At 43.0% G+C, this 13,320-nt stretch carries 7 protein-coding genes; all 7 read left to right on the top strand.

Translation table 11 applies throughout. The features are described 5' to 3' along the window. Positions 1 to 2 precede the first annotated feature (2 nt). A complete protein-coding gene (locus tag JXR92_RS01670; RefSeq protein ID WP_117601318.1) occupies positions 3 to 1,724 on the top strand; it encodes a RagB/SusD family nutrient uptake outer membrane protein in 1,722 nt (573 codons plus the stop codon). Positions 1,725 to 1,740: 16 nt separating this feature from the next. Further along, positions 1,741 to 3,042: a glycan-binding surface protein gene (locus JXR92_RS01665; RefSeq protein ID WP_171030402.1), complete on the top strand. Its 1,302-nt coding sequence runs from the start codon at positions 1,741 to 1,743 to the stop codon at positions 3,040 to 3,042. Positions 3,043 to 3,063: 21 nt separating this feature from the next. Next, positions 3,064 to 5,046: an IPT/TIG domain-containing protein gene (locus tag JXR92_RS01660; RefSeq protein WP_117601316.1), complete on the top strand. Its 1,983-nt coding sequence runs from the start codon at positions 3,064 to 3,066 to the stop codon at positions 5,044 to 5,046. 22 nt (positions 5,047 to 5,068) lie between these two features. Beyond that, positions 5,069 to 6,766: a glycosyl hydrolase gene (locus JXR92_RS01655; RefSeq protein ID WP_138344608.1), complete on the top strand. Its 1,698-nt coding sequence runs from the start codon at positions 5,069 to 5,071 to the stop codon at positions 6,764 to 6,766. A 403-nt stretch (positions 6,767 to 7,169) separates the two neighbouring features. Then, complete coding sequence (locus tag JXR92_RS01650; protein ID WP_117966679.1) at positions 7,170 to 10,418, top strand: SusC/RagA family TonB-linked outer membrane protein; 3,249 nt, start codon at positions 7,170 to 7,172, stop codon at positions 10,416 to 10,418. Positions 10,419 to 10,430: 12 nt separating this feature from the next. Next, complete coding sequence (locus JXR92_RS01645; RefSeq protein WP_117966704.1) at positions 10,431 to 12,200, top strand: RagB/SusD family nutrient uptake outer membrane protein; 1,770 nt, start codon at positions 10,431 to 10,433, stop codon at positions 12,198 to 12,200. A 26-nt stretch (positions 12,201 to 12,226) separates the two neighbouring features. After that, complete coding sequence (locus tag JXR92_RS01640) at positions 12,227 to 13,063, top strand: hypothetical protein (RefSeq protein ID WP_117601331.1); 837 nt, start codon at positions 12,227 to 12,229, stop codon at positions 13,061 to 13,063. Positions 13,064 to 13,320 lie beyond the last annotated feature (257 nt).

Here is a 13,320-nt window from a genome sequence, read left to right as displayed (position 1 = left end):
ACATGAAAATCAGATATATTAAATATTGGGCGTTTGCAGCTGTACTCGGTATGGGAACAGTTTCATGCGAAGATTTCCTGGACCGTCCTACTGAAGATAATTATAACGAATCGAATTTTTACCAGAATGACGAGCAATGTGTGCAAGGAGTCAATTACCTTTATAACTCACCTTGGTATGACTTTCAGCGCGGTTTTATTAAAGTCGGTGAAATCTTGTCCGGAAATGTATACGAGGGAAACAGTCCTTACCTGAATTTTACGGTGAATGGTACGGATGAGAACCTTGTGAATATGTCCTATTCTTTGTGGGCAGTTATCGGTCATGCCAATACCGTATATACTCGTTTGAAGACGGCAAATGCGTCAGAAGCTGTGAAAAATCAGTGTATGGGCGAGTGTCTGGCATGGAAAGCCATGGCTTACTTCTATTTGGTACGTAGTTTTGGGGCAGTACCCATTATCCATGATAATACGGCTGAATTGAATTCCGGTAATTATAACTCCAAATTCAAGGTGGAGACAGCCGATGTGTACGAGTATATCATTATGACTCTGGAGAAAGCTATGGAATTGCTTCCGGCCAGAGGCGAAACGGGACGTATTGATCGTTATTGTGCCGAAGGTCTTTTGGCTAAGGTGTATCTGACCAAGAGTGGTCTTTCCGGTACTCGCAATGCGGATGATTTGGCAAAAGCGGCAGAATATTCCAAGGATGTAATTAATAATTCCGGTCGTAATCTGCTGGCCAACTATTCCGATGTTTTCCGTTTGGCTAACAACAAGAATGAAGAGTGCCTCTTCTCTTGGCATTGGTCAGCAGGACGTGACCCTTGGACACAGCAGAATACATTGCAGTCGGACTTGGCAATGGTGGGATTCGATGAATTTGGTGACTGCTGGGGCGGTTATGCCGGTCCGTCGGTTGATTTGCAGGATGCATTTGGAATTTCCGCTTTGGAAAGCCCTGAGACTCGTTCGGATACGGATACCCGTCGTAAGGCTACCATGATGATGGCAGGTGATGTATACAGTTATTTCTGGCAGGACAAGGGCGGATTCGATTATCTGCGGTTTATCTATGATGCCGAATATGGCAAGGGTGGCCCTAATGGCGATTATCAGTCTCCTACCGGTGCCAATCATGTGAAGCATCTTTATGGTAACAATAATGACCATCTATTGGGCTTGGGCGTATCGGCTGGTAATATGTACAGCGGCCTGGCAACCCATATCCTGCGCCTGTCCGATATCTATCTGGTATATGCCGAGGCGAAAATGGGACTGGCTACCTCTACTACAGACCAGAGTGCATTGGATGCTTTCAATGCAGTACGTGGCCGTGCCATTCCGGGAGTTACTCCGAAAACCTCCATTACTTGGGAGGACGTCTGGAAGGAACGTCGGCTGGAACTGGCTTGCGAAGGTGACCGTTGGTATGATTATGTACGTTTGGCATATTATGATTCCCAGCGTGCTATCAATGAGCTGAAGGCGCAGCGCCGTGATGTTTATTATAATCTGGGCACTACCTACAAAGCTTATTATGAGAATGGTAGTTGGACGGTAAATCCGGATGAAACTCGTTACAACCCGGATGCAAAGGCACCGAATGTAACAGTTTCCAGTTTTACATTGCCGTTCCCGACAGAAGACGTGGTGTTCAATCCTAATTTGATGAAAGACCCGGTACACGTAGATGTGCGTTCTGAATTCAGTTATTAATTTAATGCTTGAAAAGATGAAAAATAATAGATATACGAATTGGTTCTTCGCGGCAGTTGTTGTCGCAGCAGGCTTTTCCATGGCAGCTTGTGAGGATGAACCGGATAAATATGAGGTGGCAGGCGGAAAGCCTATTTTGAAGTATGTTCGTGTCCCTGATCCGGCTGCGGCAGATTCTTTGCTGACGGGGGCCTATATGGCGAATACGATTTGTCTGGTCGGTGAGAATCTGCGGAGTGTTTACGAGCTCTATTTCAATGACCAGAAGGCGATACTTAATACAAGTTACATCACTGACCATACACTTATGGTAGATGTTCCGAAAGAGATTCCTTCGGTAGTGACCGATAAGATTTATATGGTGACCAGAGCAAAAGATACCATAGATTATGACTTCAAGGTGTTGGTTCCGGCTCCTACCGTGAACTCCATTTCTTGTGAGTTTGCAAAGCCGGGTAGTGAGGTGACACTGATTGGTGACTATTTCATTGATGACCCGAATGTGCCACTGACCATTACGATGGCCGGTAATGTGGAAGTGACTAATATTACGAACATAACCAAGACTGCGGTCAGTTTTATTCTTCCGGACAATGCTCCTGCAGGCTATATCAACGTGAAGTCTATTTACGGTACCGGACGTTCCAAATTCCGCTATCATGATACCCGCAACATACTCTTTGACTGGGATGGCTCTCATGGCGGTATGGCTATTGCTCATGGTTGGCGTGATGGTAGTGCGGTATTGAAAGAAGCCGATGAAAATAGTATTGATGGTGCATATATTCGTTTTGCCGGGGAACTTAAAGGGGGAATCGGTGCTACTTGGGATGAAGAACATTTTTCATTCAATTACTGGCCGGAACCGTCTGCCGGTTATCCCGAACTTTCTGCACGTCCTGAGTTTGCAGAACTGCTCGAGGAGTATGGTGTCAATGGTTTGCAACTGAAATTTGAGGTGAATATTCCTTCTTCCAATCCGTGGCAGTCTTGTGCTCTGCAAGTAATGTTTACTGGTAATGATGTGGTGACGTATGCGACCGGAAACAATGCTTACTTTAGTGATACGAATGTGCCGCGAGGTTTATGGTTGCCCTGGAAGAATACGGGTTCCTATGATACGGGCGGTAAATGGACAACCGTTTCCATGAATCTGTCCGAGTTCAACAAGACGCATGAAGGCAATAAGTGTGATAGGGCTTTTGACAAGACTATGCTGACCGGATTGACATTCTTTGTCTGGGCAGGTGGTGTGGAAGGTAAGGATTGCAATCCGGTGATTATGATTGACAACATCCGTGTGGTACCTATTGAATAACCTTTTAAATAGAATACTGATATGAATAAAACATATAAATTTCCGGCACTGTGGATGATGTGCCTGATGCTCTTCAGTTGCTTGACGTTTACGGCCTGCGACAATGGGGATGATGAAGATACCAACCAATATAAAGGGGGAATCAATCTGAATGTATTCGGACCGAGTCCCGTAGCTCGCGGCGGTGTACTCCGTTTCCTGGGCAGTGGCATGGATAAGGTGACTGCCGTTGCTATTCCCGGTTGCGACGATATAACAGACATCGAAGTGGTCAGTGATACGGAAATCCGTGTCACTGTACCCCAGACAGCCCAGCCGGGGTTGGTTGTCTTGAAGACTCCGAAGGGGGATATTACAACAAAAACAGAGTTGACATTTACGGAGCCGATTGATTTGGCATCTGTTTCTCCTCTAGAAGTGAATCCTGGTGAGGTTATTACAATTACCGGCGAATATTTGAATCTCATTAAAGAAATTATTTTCGCGGATAACGTTATTGTGACCGAATTCGAAAGCCAAGAACGTAAGGAAATAAAAGTGAAAGTACCGGTTGAAGCTAAAACGGGGCAGATTATTATTTCGGACGGAGCTGAAATCCCTAATTGGATATATAGTGAGGAAATGTTGACTGTTGCACTTCCTACCTATACAAAAAGTAGTACTGGGACAATCAAGGCTGGTAGTTCATTGGTGATTGAAGGGGAAAACTTAAATTGGGTTTCTTCTGTGAAATTTGGAGATGTAGAAGTTTCAGAAATTACTGTTTCTGAGGATGCTAAAACATTGACTGTTGTTGTTCCGGCTACGGCTAAGAGCGGAGCTGTGACGTTGGTATGTTACTCTGGGGCTGAAGTTGCGGCAGGTAAAATTGCTACAGTAGTTCCTACGGACTTGTCTGCTGTTCCCGAAATAGTAAAGAATGGTACTGATATTACGATTACAGGTAAAGATTTAGATTTGATTGTCAGTGCAACATTCCCGAATGTTTCTGAGGCTGTTGAACTAAAACAGGGAGCGTCTGCTACTCAGATAACACTTACTGTTCCTGAATTGGCTCAAGATGGAGATATTGCTTTAAATTTGTTCAATGGAGAAAGTGTGACTATTGCCTATAAAACATTGAAGCCTACCATTGCTGTATTTACTCCGGCTGCTTTGACGGCTGGTGATACATTGATAATTGCTGGTACAGATTTGGATTTAGTTTCAGCTATTGTTTTTGCAGGTGAGGATTCACCGACAGCAATGCTTGCGAAGTATAATCATATAAGCGATGAACTGTTAGGCATAACAGTGCCGGGCGTTGCGGAAACATGTGCTCCAACTTTGATTCTAAAGAATGGAATGGAGGTTAAGACTACTCTGACATTGAATATCACTCCTGCCACTGATCCTGCTATTGCTACAATTAATCCGAGTGCTGTTGTTCAAGGTCGTGAATTTGTAATTACGGGTAAAAATTTGAATACCGTAGAAGCATTCTATATAGGTGAAGTTAAAGTGACGGCGTTTGGTAAACGTACGGAAACTGAGGTCGAAATGACGGTTCCCAAAACAGCGGCAACTGGTGTGACGGCTATTAGAATGGTTAATTATGAGGGTAAAGAATTTACATCTGATGTAACGATGGAGGTGTTGGCTCCAGAAGCGACCATTTGGGAAGGTTTCGTTGTACTAGGGAACTGGGCAAATGGGTGTCAAGACCTTGCATGGGGAGGATATGATTGGAATACGGTTGTCGTAGGACAAACTTTAAATTTCTATTTTGAAGAAGATACATCGAGCACTTGGTGGCAACTTAAATTGGGGCAAGGTGACGGTTGGACTACATTGCCAGATTTTAAGAAGGTTGCAGGTGGAGATGCTGTAAATATTGAGGCGGGAGCAACCAAATATTCTTATTCACTTGGTGCAAATGATTTAAAAGCATTGCAGGAAAGTGGTGGTCTTATTTTCCAAGGGGGATATTTGATTGTAAAGAAAATTACAATTGAAGTAAAATAAAAAATAGAAATATTGTTAGCTTATGAAAACTTTAAATATAAGATGGATGCTCATCCTGGCAATGGTCTTTATTTTTGCCTCCTGCGATACTGATGTCGATCATGATATCCCTGCAGTGGATGCACCGGTATTGGTGTCTACTACTCCTGAGAGTGGAGCTGCCAAAGTGAAAACGGGAGAAATCACCATTGAGGTGAAATATGACAAGAATATATTCTTTGCAACGGACAATCTGAGCGAAATCCAGTTTACCGGTGGTGAACTGATAAGTGCCGATGTGCTTGGCGCAAGCAATATACTGACTGTAAAAGTGAATGTTCCCAAGCGAGAGACGGCTTGTTCTCTTTCTATTCCCGAGGGAATAGTAACAGGACCGAACCAAATGCCTGCTCCGGCTGTATCGGTTCAGTTTTCTACTGTCGCTTTGGACAAGACACTGGTTGCCGCTACTTCGGTTAAAGCTGTGAAACTGTACAATTATCTATTGGATAACTTCGAGACGAAGACACTTTCTGCCATGATGGCCGATGTTGCCTGGAATACGGAAATGTCCGAAAAGGTGTACGGATGGACTGGAAAATATCCGGCTATCAACTGTTTCGACTATGTTCATCTGCCGGCATCTGTAGCTGGAGCAGACTGGATTAATTACGGTGACATTACTCCTGTTAAGGATTGGTCTGACAAAGGTGGCATCGTAGCTGCCATGTGGCATTGGAATGTACCCAAGAAAGTTGTAGGCGAAGCTTCTTCTACCCAAATATGGAAAGGAGAGACGGTAATGCCGGGTGATTGGAGTGGAAATGTACAGATGACGGATGATGCTGCAAAAGCTGTCTTTGCTGATGCGCAAGTGGGTCAGGTGATACGCGTGGCTGTGAAAGATGTGGCAGAGGGGGCGCAAGGTTCGTTCAAAAACAGTGGTTGGAGCGAGATTGCTTCAGGAACTGATTATTTTGACATATCCGGGGACTATACATTGTTGATTACCGAGGATATTTTGAAATCCCTGCAAGAAGGTGGTCTCATCATTGGCGGACATGATTATACAGCAGTTGCTGTTTATCTTGAAAGTAACGGTACAGCTCTTGACCCGAACAAGGATTATGCCTTCTATAAGGCAGATACGGAGTTTGACGCTGCCAATGCCACGGTGGAAGGCACTTGGGAAAACAAGGTATTTACCGAAGATTTGAAAAATGCTGCCGCTTACTTGAAGCTGTTGAGAGATGCGGATATTCCGGTATTGTGGCGTCCATTCCATGAGGCAGCCGGTGGCTGGTTCTGGTGGGGTAAGGATGCTGCCAGCTTTAAATCTCTGTGGATTGCTATGTTCAACTACTTCAAGACTGAAGGATTGGATAATCTTATCTGGGTTTGGACTACCGAGGGCGATGATGCCGATTGGTATCCGGGAGACCAATATGTAGACATCGTGGGACGTGATATTTATAATAAGGAAACTGCGGATTGTGTTTCAGAATATACTTCCATTGCCGGAAATTATGGAAATAAGATTGTTTCGCTGAGCGAATGTGGTACGGTCGGACTTATTTCCGAACAATGGGCATCTGGTGCGCGTTGGAGTTGGTTCATGCCGTGGTATGACGGAACAAATGAGGACGGCAGTCCGGTAGTCCATGCTGATGAAGCATGGTGGAAGGATGCTATGAACCAGGAATTTGTCGTTTCTCGTGATGAGCTTCCTTCTATGGAATAGCAATTTTTAATAATAAAATGGAAAGGGGTGTCTCTGGTTAGTATCGGGGCAACCCTTTCTGTTTTTTATAGCTTTTAGTTGTCTGTTGTGGAATTCATGCTTTATACTTTTAGGGGAAATAGTAATGGATGTTAAATGAGTGTCGTTATTTGATAAGATAGTATTATAAAGTTTGTTGTCAAAAGTCTACTTTTGTCAAGCCTGATTGAAATTTGATAATAATCATATAATGTTTAACCGTTAATGAAATGAAAAATGCTTATGGGAAAGGAGTAATATGTATACCAACCACTTTATAAATAAGGTATATTTAATTTTTCCTCAAAAAGAGAAGTTTAACCTTATATTAAACGGTAGATGCCGCCAGGCAATACCAATTCATTAATCTAAGAAAAATATAAGTATGAATTTAAATTTCAGAAGAACCGCGCTGCTCGTAGGTATCTGTTCGGCTGTCAGCCTGACTTATACTCCGCAACTTTTCGCCGCATCGGTCGATGCAATAGATGCTGTGCAGCAAGCAAAAAAAATCACAGGTACTGTAACAGATGCAATGGGACCGGTTATCGGTGCTAATGTATTGGAAAAAGGCACCACAAATGGTGTTATTACTGATATTGACGGTAATTTCACATTGAATGTTCAGCCGGGAGCAACGATTGTTGTGTCTTTTATCGGTTATCAGCCGCAAGAAATCGTAGTAGGCAACCAGACTAATTTCAAAATTCAGCTGAAAGAAGATACGGAATTGCTGGATGAAGTAGTCGTAGTAGGTTATGGTATTCAGAAGAAGAAACTGGTGACAGGTGCTACGGTTGAGGTAAAAGGTGAAGACATCGCAAAATTAAATACCACGCAGGCATTGGGCGCTTTGCAAAGCCAGTCTCCGGGTGTAAATATTCAGGCCGTTTCCGGTCAGCCAGGCGATGGATTTAAAATTAATATTCGTGGTGCTGGTACTAACGGAAATACAGCTCCAGTTTACGTCATTGATGGTGTAGCCGGTGGCGATATTAACGCCTTGAATCCTGCCGATATTGAACGTATTGATGTGTTGAAAGATGCTGCATCTTGTGCAATTTACGGTTCGAGCGGTGCCAACGGTGTTATCCTTGTTACTACGAAGCAGGGTAAGGTAGGAAAGGTTTCTGTATCTTATGATGGAAACATAGGCTGGGCAAATGTATATAAGATGCCTGATATGCTGAATGCCAAAGAATATATGGCGGTAATGGATCAAGTAGCCTATAATAATGGAGGCCAACCGTATGATTGGTCAAAATTCGTAGATGCTGATTTGCTGACTGCTTATCAGAATGGTACCAATCCAGGTACAGATTGGGTAAAAGAATTCCGGAATAAAAATGCTGTGGTTACTAATCATGCGTTGAATGTAACAGGTGGTTCTGAATTCTCCAAGTTTTCGACAGGTATAGGCTATCAGTATCAGGATGGTGCATTCGGTGGTCCAGTGAAGACTGACTATCGTCGTTTTACTTTCCGCATTAATTCTGAGCATGTGATATACCGTAAGGGAGATATGGATGTGATAAAGTTTGGTGAGAATATATATTATCAGCACAAACAGAATCAAGGTGTGCAGTTAGGTAATCAATATTCGAATGACCTTTCTAATGCTTTGCGTGCTATTCCTCTGATTCCTGTATATAATGAGAATGGTGATTTCTTCATGTATGATGATTTGAAGAATTTTGGAACGAGTGCTAATGGTATACTTGATTATACTGCATATGCTTCTAATCCGATGGCTCACATGGTATATAATCAGGCTGGGAATAATAAGAATAAGAATTTTAATCTGAACACAGCGGCATATCTGGAAGTACAACCACTTAAGAATCTTATTTATAAAGGTCAGGTTAGTTACAAACAATGGTCAAGTTCATGGCGCTCATATCTTCCTGTTTACCGCATTAATAATCAGGGGGATAGCCGTGATAAAGACCAAACGATAAATAACGTGTCTTTGGGTTGGAACTGGAGTTTGACTAATACGTTGAGTTATCGGTTTGATATTACAGACTTACATCATTTTGATGTTTTGGTTGGTACAGAGTATTCTAAATCAAGACCAACTTATGGCGAATCAGTAGAGGCAACCGGTTATAATAGTGCTTTTGGCGACTTTACGCATGCTTATTTACATAATACAGAACGTAAAGCTACTGCTACAGTAGATGGTTATCCCTCGGATTATGGTTCTAAGATGTCTTATTTTGGACGTCTGAATTATGACTTTAAGGAAACTTATATGTTTTCTGCTATCATTCGTGCCGATGGTTCGTCTAAGTTTGCGAAAGGCAATCAATGGGGATATTTCCCATCATTCTCTGCTGGTTGGGTTATTTCAAACGAGGCTTTTATGAAGAATACTGCTTCTTGGCTTGGTTTCTTGAAAATCCGTGCTGGTTGGGGACAGAATGGTAATGACAATATCCCTAATTCAAATTGGCGTGCCGGTTACGAGTTTGGCGATTATGGCCTTTATACATTTGGCTCAGATAAGAATGGAGGTACAACCGGAGCTTACCCGAATCGTCTGGCTAACCCCGATTTGACATGGGAAACTTCAGAACAGACCAATATCGGTATTGATGCCCGTTTCTTGGATAACCGTCTGAGTTTTACCATGGACTGGTATAACAAGCAGACGAAAGATTTGTTAGTGGAAGTGGGTACCAATGCGGCTTCCGGTTTCTCTTCTCAATATCAAAATGCCGGTACGGTAAAGAATACTGGTCTTGAACTTTCAATGGGCTGGAGAGATCAGATTGGTAAGGAGTTCAAGTATGGAGTGAATGTCAATATGGCCTATAATAAGAATGAAGTGACGGAGGTTAATAACGCCAATCATTTTATTGAAGGCGGTAATGATTTGTTGGCTCAGAGTACGGGTCGGTTTGTCCGTATGGAAGAAGGACATCCTATTGGCTATTTTTATGGTTATAAGACGGACGGTGTCATTCAGAACCAGAATGACTTGCAGGCATATCTTGACCAGAATTGTAAAGGCAATGCGGCAAACTCTAAGCAAGGTGCAAGTATTAAACCGGGCGATTTGAAGTTTGTGGATGTTGATGGAAATGGGGTGATTAATGATGATGATAAGACTGATTTGGGTAATCCTCATCCTGACGTGACAATGGGGCTTACGTTAAGTGCGGAATATAAAGGATTTGATTTCTCTGTAACAACCTATGGCGCTTTTGGTGCACAAGTGGCTCGTTCTTGGAGAAAGTTCTCAGACGGACAGTATGAAAACTATACGACAGAAGTTTACGATTACTGGCACGGAGAAGGAACCTCAAACAGATATCCGCTGCTTGCGCCGGGAAATAGTGGACAGAATTTCCAGGCCATTTCAGATATTTATATTGATGATGCCGACTATGTTCGCATTCAAAATCTGACAATAGGATACGATTTCAAGAGAATTTGGAAGAACTGTCCGTTCCAGCAACTTCGTGTGTATGCTGCTGCACAGAATCTATTTACTTTTACCGGTTATAAAGGGATGGATCCGGAGAATGGTAGAGCTCTCAATGACAAAGAACCGTGGGTAACCGGTGTTGATGTAGGTAACTATCCTCAACCTCGTACTTATATGGTAGGTGTTAATGTTAAATTCTAAAATTGATACATGATGAAAAAAATAGCATATTTAATAGGGGCAGCTTTGATGATGGCAGGAACGTTTACTTCTTGTAGTCTGGACTCGATGAGTCTGACGGAAAAAGATACGACCAATTTTCCTAAAACGGCTGAAGATGCCAATCAGGCTTTAGCTGCCATATATCAGAACCTGAATAATGTCAATGCTTTTCCGCAGCAGTCTTTCTTGTATAATTCCCTGCTGGCTTGCGATGATATGTTGGGTGGTGGTGGTCCCAATGACAAGTTGATGCAATCTTTAGACCTTCTTTGTAATACGGGTACAAATGCTACGCAGGATTACTGGGTGGCTCGCTATCAAGGAATCAACCGTGCCAATACGTTGTTGGAGGCTCTTGCCGGTATTGAAATGGATCCGGAAGTAAGAGCGCAGGCTGAGGGCGAAGCCAAGTTTCTTCGTGCTTTTTATTACTACGAGTTGGCTTCTATGTATGGCCGTGTACCTTTGGTGATTACTGCTTTGTTGCCCGAAGATACTACTCCTCCGACTGCCGCTGTTATCTGGGGGCAGATTCTGCAGGATCTTCGCGATGCGGCTGCAAATATGCCGGCTGTTCGTAAATCGGATGGGCATGTTGATAAATATACGGCTGAAGCTATGTTAGGACGTGCTTGGTTGTATTATACCGGCATGTATGGCAATGGTGAAACTCTGAACGATTTGGTTAGTACGAACTATAGTCCGTTGACTTCAGTTGATTTGCCTGATGGGACAACTTTGACCAAGCAGGATGTGATTGGATATATTGATGATTGTGTGAATAATTCCGGTTATAGTCTTGTTCCTGAGTTTCGTAATTTGTGGGCATATACCAATAGATGTACGGTAGAAGATTTTCCGTTTACTGCCGGTCAGGGGCTGAAATGGGTAGAAGATGATGCAGCGGTAAATCCCGAATCCATGTTTGCCATTAAATATAATAAACTTGCATCTTGGAGCACTACTATCGGTTATGGTAACGGTTATGCTCTGCATTTTGGTGTACGTGGCAATGATCAGGCCAATTCTTTCCCCTTTGGACAAGGATGGGGGGCCGGTCCTGTAGCTCCCAATCTTTATAATGATTGGAGTGCGGCAGAACACAATGATGCCCGTCGTCCGGCCTCCGTATTCAAGACGGAGGATATGCCGAGTTATAATAAAGGTGGTGGTGACGGCTTTATCCAAGAAACAGATTATTATCAGATGAAAATAGGTTCTATTATGGCTTATAATACGGGTGAGGCTGGAAATAAAACGATTGAACCGGTATTTGAGAAGATAATGTATGGTGCCGACGGCTGGATTAATGATAATCTGATGCAAACCGGTTCTATTCATGATTTGGTTTTGATTCGTTTTGCGGATGTATTGTTGATGCAGTCTGAATTGAAGGAAGATGTTAGCGGTATAAACAGAGTGCGTAGTCGTGCCGGACTTGAACCTATTGGTACATATTCGTTGGCTGCATTGCAGAATGAACGCCGTTGGGAACTCTGTTTTGAAGGTACTCGCTGGAACGATATTCGCCGTTGGCATATTGCTGCCGATGCCCTTGAAAGACAGACGGGAGCAAAAGTTTATACAAATGGGGTTGAAAGCCGTAATGTGGCGCAGAACGGTGGTTATGCCGCACGTTATAAGGCTACGGCAGGTTTCCAGAAGATTCCCGAAAACCAAGTCCTCTTGAATGAAGGAAAGGTAGAACAAAATGCGGGTTATACGGATGCAAGTGCTGAGTATAATGGTTGGCAAGAATAGAATATGAATTTAAAATGAAAAAAGATATGAAAAAGATATTATTCGCAATGCCTTTGTTTGCAATGCTGCTGGTGGCTTGTGATCCGATAGTGGATGAAATCAGTCCGGATCCTAATGTCACACCGGAAAATCTTACTTTTGAACTTGTAGCCAAGAATCAGGGAAACAACAACATTCGGATTGTTCCTACTCCGTCACGTTATGTGAAGGTTTATGATGCTACGTCTGATACCAAGTTGGCAGAAGGTACGGCTCCGTCGGTTCAAGTAGCTCCTCCTAATAAAGAATTGCAAGTGTATATAACAGCCATTAATTCGGACGGCTCCATTACAAAATCGGCTTCCAAATCAATAGCAGTAACGGAGTACACGGATCTTCCTGCTATTTATGCTGATATCTTTGGTACAACTCCGGATGGTGGTTATGGCACAACAACTTGGACTTGGAATACAGAAGCCGAAGACGGCTGCTGGGGTAATGGTGGATTTCTGTCAAACACAGGTCCCGGTTGGTGGGTTGTCCGTAGTGGAGAAATTGATGGGCAGGCTATAGGTGCGGGACTACCTGATGACGGATTGAATGGTTGGTTCTCGCTTAGTCTGTCAGGTGTCCAGACAAGCCGTGGTGAAAGTGGCTCTGTAAAAGTTTCAGAAGATATGGTACAATCTGGATGGGATGTAGGTACAATTGAATTTTCTGGTACTATTCCTTTGTTGGGCGTACAACCTAATCAAGGAAATGCACGTCAGTATGTATATCACATCTTGAAAATCACAGAGGATGAACTTCGGCTTTGCGCACCTGAGCCAGGGGTGACTTCTGGAGGTGGTACCGCATGGTTCTGGAATTTCAAGAGAAAATAGTCAATATTGGATGTGCGGGCGGGTAATATCCGCCCGTATTCCTCAAGTAATAATCACATAAAAAACAAAGTGGTAAACAATATGTTTTGACAGCGTGTGAACTAGGATTCTCCATATTGTTATTTCTTGGCTCGTGGAATTTATCGTGTGATTGCATTAGAGATTATACGACATAGTCTAATTGGGGAACGTTTGTCGTAGGAAGTACTTTCAGAGCGTCAAGAGGATATCTCAATTTGGTTTATATAGGAGATCTT

The sequence above is a fragment of the Bacteroides parvus genome (assembly GCF_017309675.2).
Classification (GTDB): Bacteria; Bacteroidota; Bacteroidia; order Bacteroidales; family Bacteroidaceae; genus Bacteroides; species Bacteroides uniformis.
This window is presented reverse-complemented; position numbering and strand designations above follow the sequence as displayed.

Excerpts from the sequence above, each read along its gene's own strand:
- JXR92_RS01645 (WP_117966704.1), top strand. The coding sequence starts at position 10,431 with ATGAAAAAAATAGCATATTTAATAGGGGCAGCTTTGATGATGGCAGGA.
- JXR92_RS01650 (WP_117966679.1), top strand. The coding sequence starts at position 7,170 with ATGAATTTAAATTTCAGAAGAACCGCGCTGCTCGTAGGTATCTGTTCG.
- JXR92_RS01640 (WP_117601331.1), top strand. The coding sequence starts at position 12,227 with ATGAAAAAGATATTATTCGCAATGCCTTTGTTTGCAATGCTGCTGGTG.
- JXR92_RS01670 (WP_117601318.1), top strand. The coding sequence starts at position 3 with ATGAAAATCAGATATATTAAATATTGGGCGTTTGCAGCTGTACTCGGT.
- JXR92_RS01665 (WP_171030402.1), top strand. The coding sequence starts at position 1,741 with ATGAAAAATAATAGATATACGAATTGGTTCTTCGCGGCAGTTGTTGTC.
- JXR92_RS01655 (WP_138344608.1), top strand. The coding sequence starts at position 5,069 with ATGAAAACTTTAAATATAAGATGGATGCTCATCCTGGCAATGGTCTTT.
- JXR92_RS01660 (WP_117601316.1), top strand. The coding sequence starts at position 3,064 with ATGAATAAAACATATAAATTTCCGGCACTGTGGATGATGTGCCTGATG.